Annotated in this window: 19 protein-coding genes and 1 pseudogene; 18 read left to right on the top strand and 2 right to left on the bottom strand. The window is 59.0% G+C overall.

The window, feature by feature from the left end; translation table 11 throughout:
- Positions 1-76 precede the first annotated feature (76 nt).
- The gene (locus tag V1283_RS31915) at positions 77-997 is read left to right on the top strand and encodes a LysR family transcriptional regulator (protein WP_334390604.1); all 921 of its coding nucleotides are present in this window, start codon (positions 77-79) and stop codon (positions 995-997) included.
- Between the two features lie 64 nt (positions 998-1,061).
- Here the strand turns inward: V1283_RS31915 and V1283_RS31910 are convergent, their stop codons facing one another.
- Positions 1,062-1,505, bottom strand: coding sequence for a PaaI family thioesterase (locus V1283_RS31910; RefSeq protein ID WP_334390603.1), 444 nt, complete (start codon positions 1,503-1,505; stop codon positions 1,062-1,064).
- A gap of 395 nt (positions 1,506-1,900) precedes the next feature.
- On the opposite strand from V1283_RS31910, the pseudogene V1283_RS31905 reads away from it, so the two are divergent.
- The 8 genes and pseudogenes from V1283_RS31905 (at position 1,901) to V1283_RS31870 (ending at position 11,589) form a co-directional block, all read left to right on the top strand.
- Positions 1,901-3,059: pseudogene (locus V1283_RS31905) on the top strand (acyl-CoA dehydrogenase family protein).
- A gap of 59 nt (positions 3,060-3,118) precedes the next feature.
- Positions 3,119-4,909, top strand: coding sequence for an acyl-CoA dehydrogenase (locus V1283_RS31900; protein ID WP_334390602.1), 1,791 nt, complete (start codon positions 3,119-3,121; stop codon positions 4,907-4,909).
- 78 nt (positions 4,910-4,987) lie between these two features.
- Positions 4,988-5,485, top strand: coding sequence for a PaaI family thioesterase (locus tag V1283_RS31895; protein ID WP_334390601.1), 498 nt, complete (start codon positions 4,988-4,990; stop codon positions 5,483-5,485).
- Between the two features lie 55 nt (positions 5,486-5,540).
- Positions 5,541-6,365, top strand: a complete 825-nt coding sequence (locus V1283_RS31890; protein ID WP_334390600.1) for an isocitrate lyase/PEP mutase family protein — start codon at positions 5,541-5,543, stop codon at positions 6,363-6,365.
- Between the two features lie 441 nt (positions 6,366-6,806).
- On the top strand, positions 6,807-7,940 hold the full coding sequence (gene cysK, locus V1283_RS31885) for a cysteine synthase A (protein ID WP_334390599.1): 1,134 nt from the start codon (positions 6,807-6,809) through the stop codon (positions 7,938-7,940).
- A gap of 167 nt (positions 7,941-8,107) precedes the next feature.
- Entirely contained in the window at positions 8,108-9,037 is a 930-nt protein-coding gene (locus tag V1283_RS31880; protein WP_334390598.1) for a LysR family transcriptional regulator, read from the top strand.
- A 169-nt stretch (positions 9,038-9,206) separates the two neighbouring features.
- On the top strand, positions 9,207-9,869 hold the full coding sequence (locus V1283_RS31875; RefSeq protein ID WP_334390597.1) for a GNAT family N-acetyltransferase: 663 nt from the start codon (positions 9,207-9,209) through the stop codon (positions 9,867-9,869).
- A 154-nt stretch (positions 9,870-10,023) separates the two neighbouring features.
- Entirely contained in the window at positions 10,024-11,589 is a 1,566-nt protein-coding gene (locus V1283_RS31870; protein ID WP_334390596.1) for a fatty acyl-CoA synthetase, read from the top strand.
- A 26-nt stretch (positions 11,590-11,615) separates the two neighbouring features.
- Here V1283_RS31870 and V1283_RS31865 read toward each other — a convergent pair whose 3' ends face one another.
- On the bottom strand, positions 11,616-12,815 hold the full coding sequence (locus V1283_RS31865; RefSeq protein WP_334393245.1) for an MFS transporter: 1,200 nt from the start codon (positions 12,813-12,815) through the stop codon (positions 11,616-11,618).
- Positions 12,816-13,083: 268 nt separating this feature from the next.
- Here V1283_RS31865 and V1283_RS31860 point away from each other — a divergent pair, with 268 nt between their 5' ends.
- From V1283_RS31860 to V1283_RS31820, 9 genes are all read left to right on the top strand, one after another.
- On the top strand, positions 13,084-13,230 hold the full coding sequence (locus tag V1283_RS31860; RefSeq protein WP_334390595.1) for an antibiotic biosynthesis monooxygenase family protein: 147 nt from the start codon (positions 13,084-13,086) through the stop codon (positions 13,228-13,230).
- A 1-nt stretch (position 13,231) separates the two neighbouring features.
- On the top strand, positions 13,232-13,711 hold the full coding sequence (locus V1283_RS31855; protein WP_334390594.1) for an antibiotic biosynthesis monooxygenase: 480 nt from the start codon (positions 13,232-13,234) through the stop codon (positions 13,709-13,711).
- A gap of 443 nt (positions 13,712-14,154) precedes the next feature.
- A complete protein-coding gene (locus V1283_RS31850) occupies positions 14,155-14,526 on the top strand; it encodes a cupin domain-containing protein (protein ID WP_334390593.1) in 372 nt (123 codons plus the stop codon).
- Between the two features lie 56 nt (positions 14,527-14,582).
- Positions 14,583-15,839, top strand: a complete 1,257-nt coding sequence (locus V1283_RS31845) for an aminotransferase-like domain-containing protein (protein ID WP_334390592.1) — start codon at positions 14,583-14,585, stop codon at positions 15,837-15,839.
- Between the two features lie 306 nt (positions 15,840-16,145).
- Positions 16,146-17,177 (top strand): alpha/beta fold hydrolase, encoded by a 1,032-nt coding sequence (locus V1283_RS31840; RefSeq protein ID WP_334390591.1) that lies wholly within the window; start codon positions 16,146-16,148, stop codon positions 17,175-17,177.
- A gap of 407 nt (positions 17,178-17,584) precedes the next feature.
- Complete coding sequence (locus V1283_RS31835; protein ID WP_334390590.1) at positions 17,585-18,967, top strand: aminotransferase-like domain-containing protein; 1,383 nt, start codon at positions 17,585-17,587, stop codon at positions 18,965-18,967.
- 80 nt (positions 18,968-19,047) lie between these two features.
- Positions 19,048-20,793, top strand: coding sequence for a cytochrome c biogenesis protein DipZ (locus tag V1283_RS31830; RefSeq protein WP_334390589.1), 1,746 nt, complete (start codon positions 19,048-19,050; stop codon positions 20,791-20,793).
- 88 nt (positions 20,794-20,881) lie between these two features.
- Complete coding sequence (locus V1283_RS31825) at positions 20,882-21,622, top strand: response regulator (RefSeq protein WP_334390588.1); 741 nt, start codon at positions 20,882-20,884, stop codon at positions 21,620-21,622.
- Positions 21,619-22,944 (top strand): sensor histidine kinase, encoded by a 1,326-nt coding sequence (locus tag V1283_RS31820; RefSeq protein WP_334390587.1) that lies wholly within the window; start codon positions 21,619-21,621, stop codon positions 22,942-22,944. Before V1283_RS31825 ends, V1283_RS31820 begins: the two co-directional genes overlap by 4 nt.
- Positions 22,945-23,009: the final 65 nt, after the last annotated feature.

Below are 23,009 nucleotides of genomic sequence, written 5' to 3'. Positions count from 1 at the left end.
CAACTAGCTAGTGCGTACATACGTTAGCTGACCAGTTGAAGCGGTATTATTCCATTTTTAGTGTGTGTGGATTCGCATGGGGCAACCGTTCGATTGGGATCTGATCAGGTCGTTCTTGGCCGTTGCGCGTGCCGGCAAACTTACGGTCGGCGCCAAGCACCTGCGTATCGATCACTCAACGTTGAGCCGCCGCATCGCAACGCTCGAGAAGTCGCTTGGTGCAAAGCTCTTCGATCACAGCGTGACGGGCTATTCCCTGACTGCCCAAGGCGAGCAATTGCTGAGCCGTGCCGAAACCGTAGAGAGCTCGATCCTGTCGCTCGATCGCCAGTTTGGCCAGAGCTCCCGGATTTCCGGCGCCGTGCGGATCGGGTCGCCGGACGGATTCGGCACGACAGTGCTGGCGCCGGCGATCGGCAAGCTGGCCGCCGCGCATCCCGAGCTCGAAATAGATCTCGTAGCTATGCCTGCTGTCTTCAGCCTGTCGAAGCGAGAAGCTGATATTGCGCTTGCGCTCGCCTGCCCGCCAAAGGGCCGGCTTCACGGGCGGAAGCTGACCGATCTGGATTTCGGCGTGTACGCCGCAAAATCGGAGCCCTCTCTTTGGGAGGGTGTAAAAAGCAGGGATGATCTCTCGGGTCTTCGCTTCATCAGCTATATCGAGGATCTGCTCTATACGCCCGAGCTGGACTACCTGCCGGAGATCTGCAAGTCGATCACCCCGCAAATCCGCAGTTCGAGCCTGGTGGCGCAGTTGCAGGCGGCAAGAGCGGGGGCCGGTCTGTGCGTTCTACCCCGATTTCTTGCGGGGCGCGACGAGAGCCTGGTCCAGGTGCTGCCGAACGAGGCCATCTTCAGCCGCACGCTGTGGATGATCGTACATTCGGACATGAAGGATATCGAGCGTATCCAGATTACGTGCGACTTCATCGTCGAAGAAGTGCGGCGCTCGCGGGACAGATTCGTTTCCTGTTCCGGCCGTCGAACCAAGCTCTAGAACTCAGCAGCCTCCAGCAGGCCGGACCGGCGGGCGCAAGCGGGCCCAAGAGCGCGGAGCTGCCTCACGATTTGGTCGGCCATTCCGTCGGCTTCGGTACGACCCGAAAAGTCGCGTTGGCGCGAGCAATCACCTTGCCATCGGCCTTTGCAAGGCATTGTGCGAAGCAGAGCGTGCTTCCCGTCTTGATCACCTCGCCCTCGACCGAGAGCCATTGGCCGATCTGACCGCTTCCGATGTAGTCGACGGCCATCGAGACCGTCACGTAGGACGTAGTCCATCCAGTCGCCTGGCCGCAACTGTAACCCATGGCATTGTCGGCAAGTGCGGCGATCAAGCCGGCGTGCGTGAAGCCGCGGGCGTTGGTATGAGGCTTCGCGATGCGAAGGCCAATCGTGACAGAATTGTCGGTCCGCTTCGAATAAACGGGCTCCCACGGGTCACTGAACGGAGCTTTGCGAAAATGAGGTTCGAAGCCTTCTGGGATCTGGTCGGGAAGATCGGTCATGTAAGTCGCACTCGCAGATGAGAAGCAATCATTGTTGTCGATCTGCCGGACTAATTCCATCGCTTACAAAGTTTGAAACTGATTTTGAGCGGATGTTTGAATATCACTGCGAATTCTTGCGCCTCGAAATTGGGAAAAATCGCATACAGCAACGCGATCAGTTCGTGCCAGATAGAAGATAAAATCGAACCGATCGGAAAGCCATACGCGCGTCGAAGAAGTGCGCGACCGGGAGCAAGGCGGCTGTGGCATCACAGCCAGTGTGCGCTGCGAGTACCGTCGCAGAGCCTCCAAGAACCCAGACCATACTTCATGCGCGATGCGTTCGGAGGTCGTCGTTGACGATGGCTGACCCTTTCGGGTCAGCTGAAGGGAGGTTAGCTATGGACGTAACGATGGCAGGTGATGTGGTGCCGTCGTTTGGCTTGAGTGATGATCAGCGTGCCATCTACGAGTTGGCGCGGGATTTCGGACGAAGCGAACTGGCTCCCAAGGCGCTCGAATGGGACCGTGAGGCGCACTTTCCGATCGACGTACTTCGGCGCGGCGCCGAACTTGGCTTCGGGGGCATCTACATCGGAGAGAAGCATGGCGGCAGTGGACTGTGCCGGCTTGATGCGACCCTCATCTGCGAGGCCTTGGCCGAAGGATGTCCGACGATTTCGGCCTACTTTTCTATCCATAACATGGCGACCTGGATGATCGATCGCTTCGGTGGCGACGAGCAGCGCGCTCGATGGGTACCGCGCCTCTGTACGATGGAACTTCTGGCGAGTTATTGCCTGACTGAACCGTCCGCAGGTTCAGATGCCCCGGCGCTGAAGATGCGAGCGATCCGCGACGGCGGCGAATACATTTTGGACGGGTCCAAACAGTTCATTTCAGGCGCCGGAGCGTCTGACGTCTATGTGATTATGGCGAGAACGGCAGACACCGGCCCCCGAGGCGTCTCGGCGTTCGTCGTGGAGAAGGGGACGCCCGGGCTCAGCTTCGGCGGCAACGAACGGAAGATGGGCTGGAATGCCCAGCCGACGCGCCAGGTGGTTTGCGAGAATCTACGCATCCCTGGCGAAAATCGGCTTGGCGCGGAGGGCGACGGCTTCAAATTTGCCATGGCCGGCCTCGATGGAGGGCGATTGAACATCGGCGCATGCTCTGTTGGTGGGGCTCAGGCTGCCCTCGATAAGGCGATCGCCTATGTCGAGGAGCGAACAGCGTTCGGGCGCAAGATCGGGGAACTTTCAAGCGTTGCAGTTCAAGCTGGCGGATATGGCTACCGAGTTGGGGGCTGCTCGCACGCTGCTCCGACGGGCCGCCGCCGCGCTCGATCGCAAGGATGGCAACGCCACCCAGCTTTGCGCGATGGCCAAGCGCTTCGCTACCGATACCGGCAGGGTAGCGAACGACGCACTCCAATTGCACGGCGGCTACGGCTATCTCGCAGAATACGGGGTCGAAAAGATCGTGCGGGATCTGCGGGTGCACCAAATCCTCGAAGGTACGAACGAGATCATGCGCGTCATCATCGCACGCAGACTTCGCGACGGATCGTGAAACAGACTCGAGCTCATTTGTCGACAACTTCAAAGAAAACCAGGATTTCAGAGGACTGAATGACCTACACCGCGCCGCTCGCCGATATAAAGTTCACGTTGCGCGAAGTCGCCGGAATCGGGCAGGTAAGCAGTCTGCCTGGCTACGAGCACGCAACCGACGATACGGTTGACGCCATCCTTGAGGAAGCGGCCAAGTTCGCCCGTAACGCTGTCGCTCCCTTGAACCGCGAGGGCGACAAAGTTGGCGCCAGATTGGAAAACGGAGTCGTTCGGACCGCTCCTGGCTTCGCTGCCGCTTACAAGGAGTTCGTCGACGCCGGCTGGAACTCGTTGCCGTTTGATCCCGAATTCGGCGGTCAAGGAATGCCGTGGCTCTTGGCCACGACCGTGCAGGAGATGTGGCAGGCAGGAAGCCTTAGCTTCGGGCTGGTGATGCTTCTGACGCAGGGTGCGATCGACGCCATATCTCATCACGGGTCGGCCGAGCAGAAGGCGACATTCCTTCCCAAGATGATATCCGGCGAGTGGACCGGGACGATGAATCTCACCGAGCCGCAGGCAGGTTCAGACCTCGGCCAGATCAAGAGTCGAGCCCTGAAGAACGGTGATCACTATCTGATCAAGGGCCAGAAGATATTCATCACCTATGGCGAGCACGATATGGCCGAGAACATCGTGCATCTGGTTTTAGCTCGCACTCCCGATGCGGCACCGGGCGTACGCGGAATCTCGCTGTTCGTGGTGCCCAAATTTCTCGTGAACGCCAACGGAAAGCTCGGCCATCGCAACGATCTTCGTTGTGTGTCACTCGAGCATAAGCTCGGAATTCATGCGACTCCCACCTGCGTGATGTCATATGGCGACGACGGCGGCGCGGTCGGCTATCTGGTTGGTGAGGAAGGGCGCGGCCTTTCGTACATGTTCACGATGATGAACAACGCGCGGCTGCTGGTGGGTATCCAGGGCCTTGCCATCGCCGAGCGTGCCTACCAACAGGCCGCGGACTTCGCCCGTGTCCGCGTCCAATCCAAGGAGGACGGCAGCGCGGACCCGAAGCCGGTCGCCATCGTAAAACATGCCGACGTCCGGCGTACTCTCATGACCATGAGAGCAAAGATCGAAGCCATGAGGGCCCTTGGCTACTATGTCGCCGCCGGTATCGACAAGGCGTTGAAGTTGCCGGACCGCGACACAGCGCGAACGGTGCAAGACCGAGTCGATCTCCTCATCCCCATCATGAAAGCGTGGTCTACCGACCTGGGCAACGAAATCGCCTCCATGGGACTTCAGATCCATGGCGGAATGGGCTTCATCGAGGAGACGGGAGCCGCTCAGCATCTTCGGGACGCTCGGATATTGCCCATCTACGAGGGCACGAACGGCATCCAGGCGCGCGATCTGGTTGGCCGGAAGGTGCCGAAGGACGACGGCGAGGCGATGCGGCGTCTGATCGACGAGATACGGGCGTTATCCAACGAGATGGAAAAAGCCCAAAACGAGCATATTGCGGCAATCCGCAGCGGAATCATAACGGCAGCGGATGTTCTCGGAAACGCCACTGAATGGATAGTGAAGTCCGCCAAGGCGGACCCGCAATCGGCGCTGGCTGGCTCCACGCCATATCTCAACCTCGCCGGCACGGCGATCGGCGGGTGGCTGCTCGCGAAGGGAGCGCTTGCGGCTCACAGCAAATTGCTTTCGGGCGACGGGGACCCCGCCTTCCTCGAAGCGAAGATCATCACGGCCCGTTTCTTCGTGGAAGTCATTCTTCCGCCCGAGCTCGCGCGGATCGGTCCGCTGAAGGATGCAGGCCGCACCGTGTTCTCGCTGGCGGAGAGCCAGTTCTAACGCAGTGGGGGTTCATTCCAGCGGCGAAAGAAGGCGCGGCATGCTTCCGGGCAAAGGAGGAAGTTTGAATATGGACCAATGTCGATGAAGGATGATCAATTGAAGAAAGACGTGGGTGTCGTCACGCTCGACACGTTGATGGCGGAAGACGGCCTTTCGTTCCTCCGCGGTATGCTGAATGGCCGGCATCCTCGAGCTCCCTATTCGGAAACCATGGACATCAATCTCGCTGAGATTGAGCTTGGACGTGTGGTTTTCATTGGCAAGCCCTCGGCGGCCTATCTCAATCCGGTTGGGACCATCCAGGGTGGCTGGACCTCCACCATTCTCGATGGAGCCATGGCGTATTGCGTTCACTCCACGCTGAAGGCCGGCGAAAACTACACCACGCTCGAGATGAAGATAAGTTTCGTGCGGCCGGTCTTCCCGGCAACTGGAATCGTCCGATGCGAAGGCAAGGTCATTCACCGTGGGGGCCGGACAGCGACGAGCGAAGGAGTCCTGCTCGATGAGCGCGGAAAGCTGCTAGCTCACGGAAGCGAGACCTGCATGATCTTTCCGGCTGCCGTCAAATGAATTTGGGCAGCATGGTTGAAGCAAGCAGGATCAATTCCCTGATAGGAAGGTCGCCATGGCGGTTTTGATCGACGACAAGCAGAGGAGGCTGGCGGCACAATTCGCTCAGCTGCACAAGAAGCATCAACCGCTGGTTCTCGTAAACGCATGGGATGCGTGGTCTGCAATCGAATGCGCGGCAGCGGGTCACCAAGCTATTGCGACCAGCAGCCACGCCGTTGCGGAATCGTTAGGGTTCAAGGATGGGCAGATCGTCTTGCGACAAACCGTGATCGCGAGGGTGCGAGACATGAGCCGGGTCGTTTCCGTTCCGCTATCCGTGGATTTCGAAGCCGGCTTCGGTGAGTCACGGAAGAAGGTGAAAGAGAGTATCCGGCTCGTGATGGAAGCGGGAGCCGTTGGAATCAATCTTGAAGACGGTCTGGTGCAAGGGCAGCGAAAGCTGGCCAGCGCCGAGGAGCATTGTGAGCGGATATCATGGGTGAGGGCAGCGGCCGAGGAATACAACTTGCCTCTTTTCATCAACGCCCGATTCGACGGGATGCTGCTCGCGAAGACGCAGACCGAATCTCTTGTCGACGAAGCGATACGCCGTTCGAAGCTTTATCAGGATGCGGGAGCCAGTGGTCTGTTTGTCCCCGGTCTCACTCAGTTGACACTCGTTGAAAAACTAAGCGGCGCCATCGAGCTACCCCTTAACGTCATGATGTGGCCAGGGTGTCCGTCGGTGACGGAGCTTGCGGCTGTCGGAGTCTGCCGGATTAGTCTCGGCGGTTGGCCGTTCGAGTTTCTGCGTACGACGTTCCGATGCACATTGAAGGAGTTCCCTGCAAATTCCTTCGCGTACTTCGGACATGTCGAACAACGTTTGCAAGGATGATCGGCTACTTGCGCCGGTTGATCGGGCGGCAACCTAGGAGCCGATCGTAGTTCGCGTCACGGTACCGGCCGATCGTCCGCGCCCGCCATAGCCGGCTCCGGAATGGCGTGGTCCCGCATGGGCGGATGATCCATGACATGTGCGTCATGCAGGTTACGTCGCCTCAGCAATCTAGATATCCCTAGGACTACTACAAAGTCTTGAAGGTCATCCGCGCCGTCCACGCATTTCCGGCACACAAGACAGGCGATTGGACCGACCGAAGCAGATTTCCGATCTCGATCGCTGAAGTGTCCACCATCGATAGCAGGTACAGTAAGTCCAAGATGTACCGGACAGTAAGTCCAAATTGTACCGGTCCGTAGCTGGCGAGGGGGATCGAACATCGGATATGCCAACCGACGTCAGCTCGCTTTTTTGCGAGTGCTGGAGCCGACTGCCATGATCTATGAGGATGTAACTCGCACCGTCGGCCGGACGCCGTTAGTGGAGCTAAAGCGGCTGGCCGCCGACCGGCCTAATCGACTGCTAGCCAAACTGGAGATGCGTAATCCATGTGGCAGCGTGAAAGACCGTGTCGGCTTGGCTTTGATCGAGGACGCCGAGGAGCGCGGGCTGATCGCGCCGGGTGCGACCCTCATCGAGGCGACGGCCGGCAATACGGGAATCGGCCTCGCTTCAGCCGCGGCCGTCAAGGGCTACCACTTGATCCTCGTCATGCCTGAGACGATGTCGGAGGAACGCGCCAAACTGCTCCGGCATCTCGGCGTAGATGTCAGATTGACGCCCGGAATGTTGATGGCGGACGCGGTTCGACGAGCAAAGGAGCTGCAGCGGGAGATTCCGGGCGCGTTCTTGATCGATCAATTCAACAATCGGACGAACGTTGACGTGCACCGGCGGACGACGGCTGAAGAGATCTGGTCCGATTCAAACGGGCAGATCGACGTCTTCGTTGCGGCCGTCGGAACCGGCGGCACCCTCATGGGCGTAGCAAGCGTCTTGAAAGAGAGGTGCCCCGACATTCGCATAGTTGCGGTGGAACCGAAGGATTCTGCCGTACTCTCCGGCGGCTGCGCTGGCCAGCATCGCATTCCCGGGATCGGTGTCGGCTTTGTCCCGCCGCTGTTTGATCGAGGTCTGGTCGACGAGATTTTTCCAGTATCGAACGAGGATGCCTTCGCGGCGGTACGTCGTCTCGCAAGACGTGAGGGCATATCGGCCGGCGTGTCGTCTGGCGCCGCGATCCACGCGGCACTGACCATTCTCGACCGTCCTGAAATGGTCGGAAGACGGTTGCAGTTCTTTTGGCCGACACCGGCGACCGGTACGCGACGTCGGGCCTCTTCGACGTACCACGTGCGGAATAGTTCAGCTTCGACATTGCAGGCTGACTTCGGTCCGCTGCGGGCGGCAACTTGCCGCACCGCAGTAACCTGGCTCGGGATGCAGCCATCGAAGGCAACGGGGCGCGGTGATGGCACAGCTTTCCGCGAGATGCATTTTCAGCTAACCGCCTGTTGGTTCTCGAAAAATCAAGACCAGCCGGGTCCAGTTTTCGAGCACACTCCGTAATATAATCATGAAGATCACTCGCTCCTTGAGCGTGGAGCTGCAGTCGATGCGTAAAGCAGGCGGCTGTATGTCGCCCCTAGTGGCTAGATGTCGTTCACGGACTTGTGTAACGGCGGTTTGAGTGCATAGATGACGAAATTTTTTCGTGTCGGTGTGTGTGAAATCGCATGGGTCAGCCCTTCGATTGGGACCTGATAAGATCCTTTTTGGCCGTAGCACGTGCCGGCAAGTTGACTGCCGGTGCGCAGCAACTGCGTATCGATCACTCTACGCTCAGCCGTCGACTTGCGTCGCTTGAGACTTCACTGGGTGCGAAACTCTTCGATCACAGTGTGGCCGGTTATTCCCTGACGCCGCAGGGCGAGCAGCTGCTGTCTCGCGCCGAAATCATCGAAAGTTCGATCGTTTCGCTCGACCAGGAATTCACGCAGAGCTCAAGGATATCCGGTGCCGTACGGATAGGTGCGCCTGACGGGTTCGGCACGACCGTTCTCGCCCCGGCGATTGGGAAGCTTTCGGCTGCGCATCCCGAACTCGAACTGGACATCGTCGCCATCCCACGCGTCTTCAGCCTTTCAAAACGAGAAGCCGACATTGCCATCGCGCTGTCGTGTCCCCCCCGGGGGAGGCTCCACGGTCGCAAATTGACCGACTTCGAATGGGGCGTTTATGCCGCCAAAGCGGCACCGGAACTTTGGGAAAATATCGAGAAGCCGGACGATTTCGCGCGGGTTCCGTTCATCAGCTACATCGAGGATCTGATCTACACGCCAGAGATCGAATACCTTGCCGAGATATGCAAATCGATTGAACCCCGCATCCGAAGTTCGACGTTGGTGGCGCAGTGGCAGGCGACGGCAGCCGGAGCGGGGCTCTGCGTGTTACCGTGTTTTATTGCCAATTCGGACGATCGTCTCGTGCGTGTGCTGCCGAAAGAGGTTGCTCTGATACGAACGCTCTGGATGATCGTTCATTCGGATATGAAGGATATCGCCCGTATTCGGGTAACCTGCGATTTCATCGTTGATCTCGTTCGGCGTTCTCGTGACCGTTTCATGCCTGGATCGGTGGCTGTCGCTTCGAAAGTGACGTCATAATTGCATTGGCTGCCACGTCCTCTTGTCGGATCGCGGTCTGCGATAAAGCGCACGTCGAAATTCGAATATTTCCGATACATTTCTTGACCTGGTTGAGGTGAGATATTCCTCGGCGAGGACCGTGATCCGTCCGCTGCGCCGATATACTCGTTTGGAGAGGGTGGAGCGATTGTTCGATCTTGACCCTCGACGGTTAGGCGCGTCCCACGCGAATGGTTCGCTGACTGACGAGCTTCGACCGGTCCTTGCTGGCCGTGATGCGCACTCGGGCGCCCGAAAGAACATTCGAGTCTTCGATGGGGCACCACTGCGCGCTAACGATGGTAGCGTAGCACTCCTCCGGTTTGCCGATCCACGGGATCGAGAGAAGCTACAAGCTTACTTCCGTTCTCTGTCGCCCCAATCGCGTCATAACCGCTTCCTGGTAGGCCTTAGCGAGTTGCCGCCGGCCGAGCTTGATCGATTCGTTCGTAATGACGACGAATCTCGTTTCACCGTTCTGGTAACAACCATCGGCGATGGTTTCGAAAGTATCGTCGGCGAAGCCCGCTTCGCGCACGACAAGGAGTGCGCGAGCGTCGAGTTCGGATTGTCGATCGCCGATTCATTGCAGCATATAGGCTTCGGCAGGGCGCTCGTGAAGACGATCGAAGCGCATGTCTCAAGGTTGGGCGCAGCACGGATTTTCGGTGACGCGCTTTATTCGAACAACAGTATTATCCGGCTCGCCAAAAGCATGGGTTTCGCCGTGGCAAGAAACCCGGGAGATCCGAAACTTATCCGCTTCGAAAAGGCTCTTGCCGGGCCACGAGATACGGTTCTCTCGATCTAGCCTGCGGTTTCGCGGGTATGATCACCTCCTCGCTTGTGGCTCGGCGCACTGCGCCCGGATCTGATCACCCAGACCGGGCGCCTTTTTACGAGATGATGTTCTGTTGGGTAGACGATGAAACGTCTCGGCCATGCGGCAAAATAGGGAATTAGTTGTGGAACAGTCACAGCTCGGGGCGAGAGCCGGACGCAATACGATCAGTGATGCGCTGTCGAGAGCCGACCGCCGCTTCGGGAATCGAACCGCCCTCTCGTTCGCCGGCCGAAACTGGTCTTTCTCGGGTCTTGTCCATGCAGCCGATCGTGTGGCCACACGATTGAAGAGCGCCGGGGTTCAGCCAGGTGGCCGTGTTGCAGCGTATGGACGAAACTCGGATGCCTTCCTGATCCTTTGGTTGGCTTGCGTCCGGGCTGGTTTCATTCACGTGCCGCTAAATTACGCCTTGGTCGGACGCGAATTGAGTTACATCCTGGGCAATTCGGACCCGAGTGCATTGTTCGCCGATCCGGATATCGAAGGCAGAGCACGCGAAGCTCTTGGCGGTCAGTCAAGACTGCAACTGGTCGGTACGTTTGCTGGAGAGGCGGATTTCGACATTCTCCGCACCGCCCAGGATGCCTCGCTCGCGATCTCGGCAGAACTAGGCCAGCAAGTCCGAGATGAAGACGTCGTGCAGCTGCTATATACGTCGGGCACCACGGCCGCGCCAAAGGGCGCAATGATGACGCATCGCGCATTACTGGCCGAATATGGCAGCTGCATCATTGAACTCGGCTTCCGAGACACCGACCGCTGTCTCGCCGCCTTGCCCCTGTATCATTCGGCTCAGATGCACGTCTTCACCATGCCTCAGCTTCTGGTTGGCGCGGCGACCCTTCTCATTGATGCGCCTCAGCCCGAAGTCTGTCTCCGTTTGATCGAGGAGCATCGGATTAGTTCGTTCTTCGCGCCGCCGACCGTATGGATCGGCCTGTTACGAAGCGGTGACTTCGAACAGAGAAATCTCTCTTCACTGCAGCATGTCTTCTACGGTGCGTCGATCATGCCGGTGCCCGTGCTGGCCGAATTGCGCGCGCGCTTGCCAGGTGCTCAACCATTTAACTGTTATGGGCAGAGCGAAATCGGACCTCTCGCGACGGTTCTTCGTCCCGAGGAGCACGAGAAACGACCGGCTTCCGCCGGCAGGCCGATCTTCAACGTGGAAACTCGCGTTGTCGACGGCGATATGAACGATGCGCCACCCGGCACCCGGGGCGAGATCGTTCATAGGTCGCCCCAACTGCTGACAGGTTACTGGCGTGAGCCAGAGCTGTCGCAAGAGGCGTTTGCGGGTGGCTGGTTCCATTCCGGTGACGTCGGCATTGCAGATGAAGAGGGTTACATCACCATCGTTGACAGGGTGAAGGATATCATCAAGACCGGCGGCACGATCGTTGCGAGCCGGGAGGTGGAAGAGGAGATATTCACCCATCCCGCGGTCCGGGAAGTCGCTGTAGTCGGCTTGCCGCACCCGAAGTGGATTGAGGCCGTCACGGCCTTCGTCGTGCTTAGGGACGCCGAGCAAGCAAGCGAAGAGGATATCCTCGAGCATGTTCGAACAACGTTGGCACCTTTCAAGCAGCCAAAGCGGGTCGTGTTCGTGCCGGAGGTCCCGCGCAACACAGCCGGCAAGATCCTGAAGCGTGACCTGAGGCAAACTCACAGCGGGCTATACGCATAAATCTAATGCCGGTCGTGGCTCGCGCGTCAGCGCAAAGCGCGAACAAGCAGGAAAGGCAGCATCCCGAAGATGACGCTGACCAGCGCGAAGGCGAGGAGAGCATTGTAGTTTCCGGTAAAATCATGGATGAGCCCGCCGCTCCATGAACCAAGCGCCGAGCCGAGGCCGCTTCCGATGGCGATCGTGCCGTAGATCGTTCCGACATGCCGGCCATGGAAAATGTTCAGAGCAGTAGCGGTCAGTAGAGGACCGCGCGATCCGATCATGCTGCCAAAACAGATCACAAACCCAGTAAGAACTGCAATATTTGGGTAAAATTGAAGAAGCCAGAGCAGTCCAATGCCGACGATCGAAATGGCATAGCTGAACAGGACGGATGAGCGCCGGCCAATCTTTCCATCGAGCCAAGTAATCGAGAGCATCCCGAGCAACAAGACCACGCCACTAAAGCCCCAGGCGGTAGCCGCCTGGAGTGGCGGAAATCCGACGTCGATCAAGTAAGCGACGATCTGTGCGGCAATCGAATACATGCCAATGGCGGTGAAGAAGAAGGTGGCGAATAATGCCCAAAAAGCATGATGGCGCACCGCTGCCGCGAGTGTCCAACCGTCCTCGGAGGAGATGATTGCCTGAGGCTTGACCCGGTCGGGTGCACCGGCGGAGAACCTGCGCCAGGGCAATAGCAGAAGCAGCGGAAGCAGGACGAGCAGGACGCCAAAACCATAAACCATATATGCGTCGCGCCATCCCAATTGATCGATCATGAGTTGAGATAACGGCAGCATCACCAGAACGCCGGCACCGGTGGCTGAATAGATCACTGACATTGCTGTCGGCAGCCGTGGACCGAACCAGCGTCCGAGCAGGATCGATCCCGGCACTACGCCGGTGGCCGCTATGCCCAATCCGACACAAAAGCCGAGAGCAAATTGGAGCTGCCAAAGACGCACTGCGAACGCCGCTACCAGGAACGCGCCGCCGAGCGCGATGTGACCAACCGCAAACACGGCGCGTGGTCCCGAGCGGTCGAACAGCCTCCCAACAAAGGGGGAGACCAACCCACTGGTTAATGCTGCCAAAGAATAGATCGAAACGACTTGGCCGCGATCCCAGCCGAAGGCGGTCGATATCGGAAGCAAAAAGACCGTGAAGCTCTCACTCAGTCCGCGACCCAGCGCGGCTAGCATGAAGCTTATCGCCAGCACAACGAGCGCTATAGCGACCATGTTCCGAGGCTGCGCAGGAGTTAGTTGGGTGTTGTAGAGCTTGTCCATAGTCTGGATAGAGCCCGATACGATCTCGAAGTACATCCATGAGCTGCGTATAGCGCCATGCAACAGAAGTGGATCTTCTTCACGTAAGGGAAGCCGTCTGCAATCCGTACCTGCCGCGAACCGATACAGTCCGCAGGGTTTGCGATTGACTGTCACTGGCCACACTCCACGCGCGCAGGCCGAAGATGAAGGCCGTCCGAGCATAACTTGGAGGCGTCCTGTGCTGACCGCTCAACTCTTTGAAGTTCACATCAAGGAAGGTTACTTCGACCAGTATTTGGCGCTGGCGGCCTCCTTGAAGCCGAAGCTCGAGGCGATGCCCGGTTGCCTTTTCATCGACAGATTCAAAAAGCCTGACACGGGATAACGTGCTCCTGTCCTATCAGATCTGGCAAGATGAGGCGTGTCTGACGGCGTGGCGCGTGAACGAGAGCCATCACCATGTCCAGACTGTCGGCGGGGATAAGATTTTCTCCGATTACCGGATCCGAATCGCACAAGTCGCGTATGAGGCCAAGCCTGAGCGCGAAGCTTGGCGGCCCGACCGACGGTCGCCCTATAACGACCCGGACAGACGAAAGCCGAGGGTTGCTATTGCGACCGAGTCCGCCAATGCCGAGTTGGCGGCGAAATCAGGCTGGCAAGACGAGTCCTTCCGGAGCGTCTATCGCGAAGGTCGCTTCGCGCACTTGATCGACGTGCCCGACGAAAAGGCCGCAATGGAATTCGGCCCGAAGCTTTTTGCGGATCCGACGACCGAGTATTTCCGTGTTATCGAGACTATTCGCGATTATGGCATGTTCGAGCGGGCTGAAGCGCCGCAATACTATCCCCCAGCGTCCAGGTGAGTAGGCGCACGCGTGGAGTTAGCGACCGCGACGTTTCTTTGTCGTTGCTACATTTTCATACACTACGGGCCACCGCGGGAAACATGTCAGATACGTATTAGCGCAAACAAACACTCGCCCAAAGAACGCAGCCGCCGATGGCGCAATCAGCAGACGTCCTCCAGTTCAATGCAAGTCGATTGAAGGGATCTAGTAGTGAAGCTTTTCAGCAATTCCGTTTCGTCTGCCTCGTCGCGCGCCGGCAGCCCGGACTTGAGCAAATCGCGAGCTAATCGGCTCGGTTCAACGAGCCTGAGTGTGGCGGAGCCAGGTGTCGGTCCGCACACACGAACTGTACACGTGCCGCGTTGGTACAGTCCGTCGAAAACGCCTTTGACTGTCGTCTTTCGAGAGAGTGAAACGTAGGCAAACGCCACAGCGCGAGAGCCAGGGAGTAACGTTAAATGAGTGCTTTCAACTCGCTTGCCGAAATGAAGCCGCTTCCGATCTGGGGCGGCATACTTGCCCGCGTGTGCCAAGGGCGAGAGATGACGTTTGCCGTTGCCGAACTCGATGCGGGGGCCGTGGCCGCCAGACATCAACATGTGAACGAGCAGGTCGGTCTGGTGCTGCAAGGAACGTGTGACTTCGAAGTCGGCGGCGAGCGTCGCCAGCTCAAGGTCGGTGATACCTACTTGATTCCCGCCAATACCCCGCACGAAGCAATCGCCGGTCCGCAAGGCTGCGTTCTCATCGACGTGTTTGCGCCGATCCGCGACGACTGGGCCAGGCACGAGCCACAAGAGAAAAGAGCGCCGAAGTGGCCAGCGCCGTAAGGACGCATGACGTCCTGAGTCCAACCGAAGCCACTGGTCGAGAGCACTAGATCGGCATGACGAAAGCTCAACTGGACACCGGCGGCAAGGAGCGCGCTCCTTTCGCGGAGTGGCTCTCACGCACGAATGATCTGACCAGCCGCTTCGTCGGAGCTGGGCGTATCCCGGGATTGATCAACGTTGCGGGTGGACTTCCTGCGCCGGAGATATTTCCGGTCGAGGAACTGGCGTCTCTCGCCCAAACCGTGGTGATGGACTTCCCTCAGGATACGCTGACGTACGGTCCGACAGACGGCCTTCCCGAACTACGGGATGCGATAGCTCAGCGCTACAGTACGCAAGCATTGCGGCTGGACCGCAGCAACGTCCTGATCACTGCGGGCGGGACCCAGGCGTTGGATCTCATCGGAAAGATCTTCATCGAGACTGGGTCCGTCGTTGCCGGAGAGTTCCCGATGTATGCGGGCGCACTCGATGCTTGGCGGCCGAGATGTCCCAGGTACAAGCGGGTTTCGTTCGGCACGAATGAGTTGGACTTTTCCGATAGAGAAGCGGGGTTCGTCTACACGGTGCCGAATTTTTCCAATCCAACCGGAAAATTGGTCGGCTTGGACGAACGCAGAGCATTGGTTCGGGCCGCCCATCAGTCTGGCATGTGGATTGTGGAGGACGATCCCTATGGATCGCTTCACTACGACAAGCCGGCGTTACCGAGCTTGATCGAGCTGTCTGCAGACATTGTGCCTGGCTCACCCTATCGCGGGCCGGTGGTTTATCTCGGCACCCTGTCGAAAACCCTCGTGCCGGGGTTACGTGTGGGATGGGTGATCGGCGAGCCGAAGGTCATAGAAGCACTCAAAGCAGCGAAGCAGGGTGCCGATTTGTGTTCGAACGGGATCGCGCAGCGCATCGCCGCGACCGCAATGCAGAACGGCCTTATCGAACGGCTAAGTCCGCAGATCGTGACGCTGTACCGGGAAAGGCGGGATACGCTGGCTGCTGCGATGTCCAAATATCTATCTCCTTGGTTCGACTGGGAGGTTCCTGTCGGAGGGATGTTCATCTGGGGAACGGCGCGCGACCCTTCGCTCGACACGGACAAATTGGTATCGGCGGGACTGGAAGCTGGAGTTTTGATCGGCCCAGGAAGCGCGTTCGATCCTTTGGGACAGGATCGCAGTGGCATTCGGTTGAACTTCACCGCGAATTCTCCTGAGCGCCTGGATGAAGCCGTCAAACGTCTAAGCAGTGCCGTTACCGCACTTCGAAGTGCCGATACGCACAAGCGGCATCCGCCGTCGAACGCTGCATAACCGCGGCCACATCGCTTCGTTGCCTGTCAGAACCGGCGCCTTATCCAACCGCAATACTTGCGCACGAGCGTAAGCGTAGTACGCACCGAATGGTGGCCGATCGCCTTGGCTGCCAAGGACCGGGTTCGGCTCGTTGCGAAGCTCATCGAACGGGCAGCCGAGCAAGTGGTGCACCCGAATTTGTACTAGAATGTATCGAAAAGCGTGCTTCGTACATAAGCATGCAAATCGTCACGCCTAGAAAACAATACGGATACATTGTCCCCGCCTGTATTGGCCGTACCCAATCTTCTCAGGACCAGGTCAATGTCAGAATCTATCAATCGATCCCGACGAAAACTGCTCGAGGCGACTGCTTTCGGCTTGATGGCGGCGCAACTTGGCGCTGCTCCGGCATTTGCGCAGACCAATGCCATGAAGCGCGTGGCGCCATCGGCCGGCTCATTCGCTCCGCTTAAGAGAATCAACGCTGGCGTCCTCAGCATCGCCTACGCAGAGGCGGGGCCGGCCGACGGTCCTCCCGTGCTGCTCTTGCACGGATGGCCCTACGACATCCATGCCTTCGTTGATGTTGCGCCGATCCTCGCGAATGCCGGCTATCGTGTGCTCATTCCATACTTGCGTGGCTATGGCGAAACTCGCTTCCTGTCCGCAGACACGCCGCGCAACGCCCAACCGGCAGCCGTGGCAACGGATGCGATCAATTTCCTCGATGCACTGAAGATCCAGAAGGTCCTGGTTGCCGGCTTCGATTGGGGTGGCAGGACGGCAAACCTGATGGCGTTTCTCTGGCCGGAGCGTTGCAAGGCGCTCGTCTCAGTCAGCGGCTATCTCGTCGGCAGCCGCGACGCGCTCCAGAATCCCCTGCCACCCAGTGCTGAGTACCCGTGGTGGTACTTATTCTACTTCACGACAGACCGGGGCAAGGCGGGATACGCGAAGTATACGAAAGACTTCAACCGGCTGATCTGGCAGCTCGCGTCGCCGAAATGGGCCTTCGACGACGCCACCTTCGATAGGTCTGCGGCTGCGTTCGAGAATCCCGACTTTGTGCATATCTCGCTCTACAATTATCGTTGGTACTTCCGTTTGGAGCCCGGCGAGCCGAAATACGACGAGCTCGAAAAAAAGATCGCAACATTCCCCACAATCGGAATCCCGACGATTACGATGGAAGGTGACGCTAACGGTGCGCCGCACGCAGACCCAAAGGTGTATGCCAAGAAGTACATTGGGGCGTACGAGCACCGGAATCTCACCGGTGGCATTGGCCACAACCTTCCGCAAGAAGCGCCTGAAGCTTTCGCGAAAGCTGTCATGGATGTGGACAGGGCCTAGGTGCGCGGCCGGAGCAGACGGTGCGGCAATCCTGAAAGACGGTACGCCTCTCAGTTTTGAGTTTTAACCGACTGGCCGGTCCTCCGTCCCCCGACATGAGGGGGGCGGAGAGTGCCGCGAGCTGACACGACGTTGATCGCAGTTACGCTTGCGAGACGAATGAGGGTCACGAGTGAATGGCGACAGAACTCCTTCATGATCCTCGAATCGCACCCGATCGATGTGAAATCCTGCACGACGGTATGTGGATTAACGCACGTATATACGAACTCAATCAGTCTTCCCGGTGCAGGCGATCACCCCTACAACGACAGCTGAGATCGGCGGTGTCCCGGCACGGTGTAAGGCGTTTGTGCCGTAGTCGACAAGGACGATCCGACAGATCCGTACCGGTGAGCCACATACGCATGCTTGACAGCACGAAGTCACCGACGCGCATCCAGATAGCGACCGCCGCCATCCGGCAGAAGGTCGCTGCTGCTCCCGGCGTCAGGCTTCCGTCGATCCGGCGCCTCGCTGTCCAATTGAAGGTGTCAAAATCGACGATCGTCGAAGCGTATGATCGCCTAGTCGCGCAGGGGGAAGTCGAGGCAAGGCCCGGATCGGGGTTCTTTGCTGCCACTCGCGTGCGTCCATTCAAACTCGCGGAAGAGCGCCCGCAGCAAGACCGCGCCATCGATCCTCTCTGGATCATGAGGCAATCCTTGGCTTTTCAGGGCGCGACATGGCAGCCAGGCTGCGGCTGGTTGCCAGATGATTGGCTTCCGGGCGAGATGCTTCGGCGCGTCTTGCGCAGCGTAGCCCGGAATGAGGAAGCCAATCTCACGGCCTACAGTCGACCTCAGGGATTTCGCCCTTTACGTGAGCAGCTTGCGCGCCGCTTGATCGAAAAGGACATCTCAGCCGATCCAAACGAGATACTGCTGACCGATTCCGCTACGAGAGCCATCGACCTCGTTTGCCGCTTTCTTCTGCAGCCAGGAGACACGGTTCTCGTCGACGACCCCTGCTATTTCAACTATCAGGCCACGATGCAGGCTCAGCGCGTCCGACTGGTCGGCATTCCATATACGACCTGTGGTCCCGACCTCGAGCACTTCGCGGCCGCCTGCGTGGAGCATCGGCCCAAGCTCTATTTGACGACGGCAGTTTTGCATAATCCGACCGGCGCCAGTGTCAGCGCGGGCACGGCGCATCGTCTACTCAAGTTGGCCGAAGCCCATGACTTGATCCTCGTGGAAGACAGTGTTTATTCCGATCTCGATGCCCGACCGGTGCCCGGACTGGCAGCCTTGGACGGATTCGAGAGGGTGATACTGCTGGGGAGCTTTTCCAAGACACTCACGGCGGCGCTTCGCTGCGGATTCATTGTGGCAAGGGGCGATTGGATCGAAGGCCTAACCGATCTCGCGCTCGCGACGAGCTTCGGCATTAACGACCTGGCGGCGCAGGTCACCCACGGCATGTTGATCGATGGGAGCTACAGGCGCCATCTGGACGGTCTGCGTCCCCAATTGGCGCGTGCCATGGCGTCCACGGTGCAGCAGCTGAAGAGGTTGGGCTTTTCGCTCTGGACGCAACCCGATGCCGGAATGTTCCTGTGGGCACGGCTGCCGGATGGCCTGGACTCCTCCGAGGTCGCGATCCGCGCCCTCGATCGCAAGATTGTTCTGGCGCCGGGGAACGTATTCAGCGTGGGCCAGACGGCGGGTCCGTATCTACGTTTCAACGTGGCCCAATGCAGCGACATACGCATGTTCGACAGCCTTGCCGAACTGTTGCGCCCCTGAGTTGGGCCATGAGTGGACGGTACGGTCGAGGCACGATTTCTTGGGATGAAGCGCGTCCGTCTTGAGAGGACAATGGGGACATGATCCTGTTCGTTTTGGCGTACTTCGGTGGGGCTCTCACCATCGTAAGCCCATGCATATTGCCTGTGCTTCCCTTCCTGTTCGCACGTGCGGACCGGCCGTTCCTGAAAAGCGGCCTTCCGATGCTGATCGGTATGGCGCTAGCGTTTGCCGTGGTCGCTACGTTCGCGTCGGTAGCCGGAGGTTGGATCGTGGCCGCCAACCAGGCCGGCCGGACGGCGGCGCTGGCTCTCCTGGCCGTCTTCGGCCTGACGCTCTGCTTTCCGGACCTTTCGGCCCGCATCATGCGTCCTTTCGTATCGCTCGGCGCGCGCATGTCGCGGTCCGGCGAATGGCCCCAGCACGAGGGCGTCATATCGCCAATGGTTCTCGGAGCAGCGTCCGGCCTTCTCTGGGCGCCCTGTGCTGGACCGATCCTGGGTCTGATCCTCACGGGGGCTGCTTTGCAGGGCGCCAATGCGCGAACCACGGTATTGCTGCTTGTCTATGCCGCAGGTGCGGCAACATCGATCGGGCTGGCTCTGCTCGTCGGTGGACGCGTCTATTCAGCAATGAAGTCATCCCTCGGCGCGGGCGAATGGATCAGGCGATGCGCCGGACTGATGGTGTTGGCAGCCGTCGTCGCGATATCGCTCGGCCTCGACACCGGTCTCCTTACGAATCTTTCGGTGGGAAGCACGACTGCCTTTGAAGAGAAGCTGCTGGACAAGCTTCACCCTGAACGGAAGACCAATGCCGAATTTGCGGCAGGTTCGCCGGCGGAAGATGAGGTCGCTTCTCTGCGGGCCGAAGACTTGGCTCCCTCTCTTGAGGGCGCGAATGAATGGTTGAATTCACCACCGCTCCCGTTGACGGAGCTCAAAGGGAAAGTCGTTCTTGTAGATTTCTGGACCTATTCCTGCATCAATTGCCTACGCTCGATACCGTACATCCGCGCCTGGGCGGACAAGTACCGAGACCACGGACTAGTCGTCATCGGAGTTCACGCGCCCGAGTTTGCGTTCGAACGGAACGTAGACAACGTGAGGAAGGCTGTTTCTACCTTGCGCCTGAGCTATCCGATCGCGATCGACAACGGCTATCGGATCTGGCGCGCATTTGAAAACCAGTATTGGCCGGCGCATTATTTCATCGATGCTGAGGGCAGGGTTCGTCATCATCATTTCGGCGAGGGCGACTACGCTCAGTCGGAACGCGTCATACAGACGTTGCTTGCCGAGGCCGGCAATCGAAATATTCCGACGGGTTTCGCATCCGTGGCCGGCGCGGGGCCGGAAGCAGCGTCAGATCGTAACGGCGTCAAGTCGCCGGAAACCTACATTGGGTACGATCGCGGCGAAAATTTCGTCTCGCCCGGCGGAGTGGTACGGAATAGAAATCATGCATATGCCCTCGGTGAGCCGGAGCTCAACAGCTGGTCGCTGACTGGAAATTGGACCGTCGGTCCGGAGCAGGCGCAATCAAACGGACCAGACGGCGGCATCGTCTATCGCTTCCACGCGCGCGATCTGCATCTCGTGCTCGGCCCGTCGATCGAAGGAGCTGCGATTCGCTTCCGCATCACTATCGATGGAAAAGCCCCCGGGGCGGACCACGGGATGGACTCGGACGCCGACGGCTATGGCGTCGTGACGGCGCAACGCTTGTATCAGCTGGTGCGTGGCGCAGACGCCAACCGGGATCGAACTTTCGAAATTCGCTTCCTCGATCCCGGAGTGCAGGCCTACGCATTCACGTTCGGCTGAAAATCTCGGCCCGGCTGCGCGCGTCCGTTCACGCGGCTTTATTGCATGGCATTTTTCGATTGAACGCCGAGACCTGGGCTGCTGGATGATGGACCACGTCGACCACATACTGATCGTAGACGACGACAGGGAAATCAGGGACCTGGTCTCGACTTACCTGAAGCGAAACGGTCTTCGCGTCACTGTTGCCGCAGATGGTCGGCAAATGCGCTCATTTCTGGACTCGGACCGTGTCGATCTGATCGTGCTGGATGTGATGATGCCTGGAGACGACGGGCTCGTGCTTTGCCGCCAATTGCGAGGGGGCCGGCACGGAACGACACCGATCCTGATGTTGACCGCACGCACGGACGAGACCGACCGGATCGTTGGTCTGGAAGTGGGCGCCGATGACTATCTTGCCAAGCCGTTCTCAGCACGGGAGCTGCTGGCCCGCATCAAGGCAGTTCTCCGCCGGACCCGAATGCTCCCGCCAAACCTGCAGGTTACGGAAGCCGGGAAGATGCTTAGCTTCGGCGATTGGCAGCTCGATACAGTTGCTCGACACCTCGTGGATCGGGAAGGTACCGGGATCGCGCTGAGCGGAGCCGAATATCGGCTGCTGCGCGTGTTTCTCGATCACCCTCAGCGCGTTCTTTCGCGCGATCAGTTGCTGAACCTGACGCAGGGGCGCGAGGCCGAAATGTTCGATCGCTCGATCGATCTGCTCGTGAGCAGGGTCAGGCTACGCCTCCGCGACGACGCACGGGAGCCGGCCTACATTAAAACAGTGCGTAGCGAAGGTTACGTCTTCGCAATGCCCGTCGAGATCACGGCTCCACGCCGATGAGATTGTCTCGACCGTTCTGGCGAGGAATACATCTGCCGCGAACTCTACGCTGGCAACTTTTTCTCATTCTGTTCGCCGGCCTCGCCATCGCGCACGTGTTGTCGTTCGCCGTGGTCTTCATGGAGCGATACATGAGCGCCGAGGCGGTGATGCTCGACGGTCTCAGGACCGACGTGAGGCTGGCGATTGCCCTCTTGAACCGAGTGCCCGCCGGAGAAAGGGCCGATTGGCTCAATTTGATCGCTCGTCCCAATTACCGCTATCTGCTGGGGCCCGGCGCGCCGGATGTCCCGGAGTCGGCGGATCGCATCGTCGAGGTCGCGGACATCATCCGCGTCGCGGCCGAACAGAGCTTGCCTGTCCAGATTAACAGAGTGCCCGGTTCCGAACGGCGCTTTCAGGCGCATCTTTCGCTGCGGGACGGAACGCCCGTGACGATCCTGATCGCACCGCACATGCGACCTTTAGCTGCCTGGTTGCCATACGTGCTGGTCGCTCAACTAGCGCTCCTGATTGTTTGTACGTGGCTCGCCGTCCGCTTGGCCATTCGACCGCTCTTGCGCTTTGCCGGTGCTGCGGAGGCACTGGATCCGGGCCGGAAGACGGGTCGACTTGATGAAAACGGCCCGGTCGAGGTCGCTTACGCGGCGACCGCATTCAACCGGATGAACGAAAGAATTGCGCATTACCTCGACGACAGAGTCCGGATATTGGCAGCTATCTCGCACGATCTCCAGACACCGATCACGCGCATGAAGTTGCGCGCCGAAATCGCCGACGATAGTCCGGAACGGGACAAGCTGATCAACGATCTCTCGGAAATCGAGCGGCTCGTTCGGGAGGGGGTGGCTTACGCCAGGAGCGCTCACGGAGGTGTCGAGAAAACGAGCCGGATCGACCTCGCCGCTTTCCTGGAAAGTATCGTTTTCGACTATCGCGACACCGGGAAGGCCGTGCAATACGAACCAGGGACGAGGGTCGTAACTATTACCCGACCACATGCGCTTCGCCGCATTCTGACGAACCTCATCGACAATTCGTTGAAGTTCGCCGGCGATGTCGAAATCGATCTCGATCGGACTCAGACCGGGGCGATACGCATAGCCGTCCTTGACCGTGGACCCGGCATTCCGGAACATCAACTCGAAGCGGTATGTCAGCCATTCTATCGTCTTGAGCAATCCCGTAACCGAGACACGGGGGGGACCGGGCTGGGCCTTGCCATCGCTCAGCAGCTGTCCCACGCGCTGGGTGGGACGCTTCGGCTCCAGAATAGGACAGGTGGCGGTCTTTTAGTCGAGCTCACGCTTGCCCAAGCATGAGGCTGCGCCGGCGGAGACACTTGCATTATCATCGTCATGTTCGACAGAGCGCACATCCGAATTGG

The sequence above is a fragment of the Bradyrhizobium sp. AZCC 2262 genome (genome assembly GCF_036924535.1).
Taxonomy (GTDB): domain Bacteria; phylum Pseudomonadota; class Alphaproteobacteria; order Rhizobiales; family Xanthobacteraceae; genus Bradyrhizobium.
This window is presented reverse-complemented; position numbering and strand designations above follow the sequence as displayed.

Excerpts from the sequence above, each read along its gene's own strand:
- V1283_RS31840 (WP_334390591.1), top strand. The coding sequence starts at position 16,146 with ATGTCAGAATCTATCAATCGATCCCGACGAAAACTGCTCGAGGCGACT.
- V1283_RS31890 (WP_334390600.1), top strand. The coding sequence starts at position 5,541 with ATGGCGGTTTTGATCGACGACAAGCAGAGGAGGCTGGCGGCACAATTC.
- V1283_RS31820 (WP_334390587.1), top strand. The coding sequence starts at position 21,619 with ATGAGATTGTCTCGACCGTTCTGGCGAGGAATACATCTGCCGCGAACT.
- V1283_RS31895 (WP_334390601.1), top strand. The coding sequence starts at position 4,988 with ATGTCGATGAAGGATGATCAATTGAAGAAAGACGTGGGTGTCGTCACG.
- V1283_RS31845 (WP_334390592.1), top strand. The coding sequence starts at position 14,583 with ATGACGAAAGCTCAACTGGACACCGGCGGCAAGGAGCGCGCTCCTTTC.
- V1283_RS31915 (WP_334390604.1), top strand. The coding sequence starts at position 77 with ATGGGGCAACCGTTCGATTGGGATCTGATCAGGTCGTTCTTGGCCGTT.
- cysK (WP_334390599.1), top strand. The coding sequence starts at position 6,807 with ATGATCTATGAGGATGTAACTCGCACCGTCGGCCGGACGCCGTTAGTG.
- V1283_RS31825 (WP_334390588.1), top strand. The coding sequence starts at position 20,882 with ATGGACCACGTCGACCACATACTGATCGTAGACGACGACAGGGAAATC.
- V1283_RS31880 (WP_334390598.1), top strand. The coding sequence starts at position 8,108 with ATGGGTCAGCCCTTCGATTGGGACCTGATAAGATCCTTTTTGGCCGTA.
- V1283_RS31830 (WP_334390589.1), top strand. The coding sequence starts at position 19,048 with ATGATCCTGTTCGTTTTGGCGTACTTCGGTGGGGCTCTCACCATCGTA.
- V1283_RS31900 (WP_334390602.1), top strand. The coding sequence starts at position 3,119 with ATGACCTACACCGCGCCGCTCGCCGATATAAAGTTCACGTTGCGCGAA.
- V1283_RS31835 (WP_334390590.1), top strand. The coding sequence starts at position 17,585 with ATGCTTGACAGCACGAAGTCACCGACGCGCATCCAGATAGCGACCGCC.
- V1283_RS31865 (WP_334393245.1), bottom strand. The coding sequence starts at position 12,815 with ATGGTCGCTATAGCGCTCGTTGTGCTGGCGATAAGCTTCATGCTAGCC.
- V1283_RS31910 (WP_334390603.1), bottom strand. The coding sequence starts at position 1,505 with ATGACCGATCTTCCCGACCAGATCCCAGAAGGCTTCGAACCTCATTTT.
- V1283_RS31850 (WP_334390593.1), top strand. The coding sequence starts at position 14,155 with ATGAGTGCTTTCAACTCGCTTGCCGAAATGAAGCCGCTTCCGATCTGG.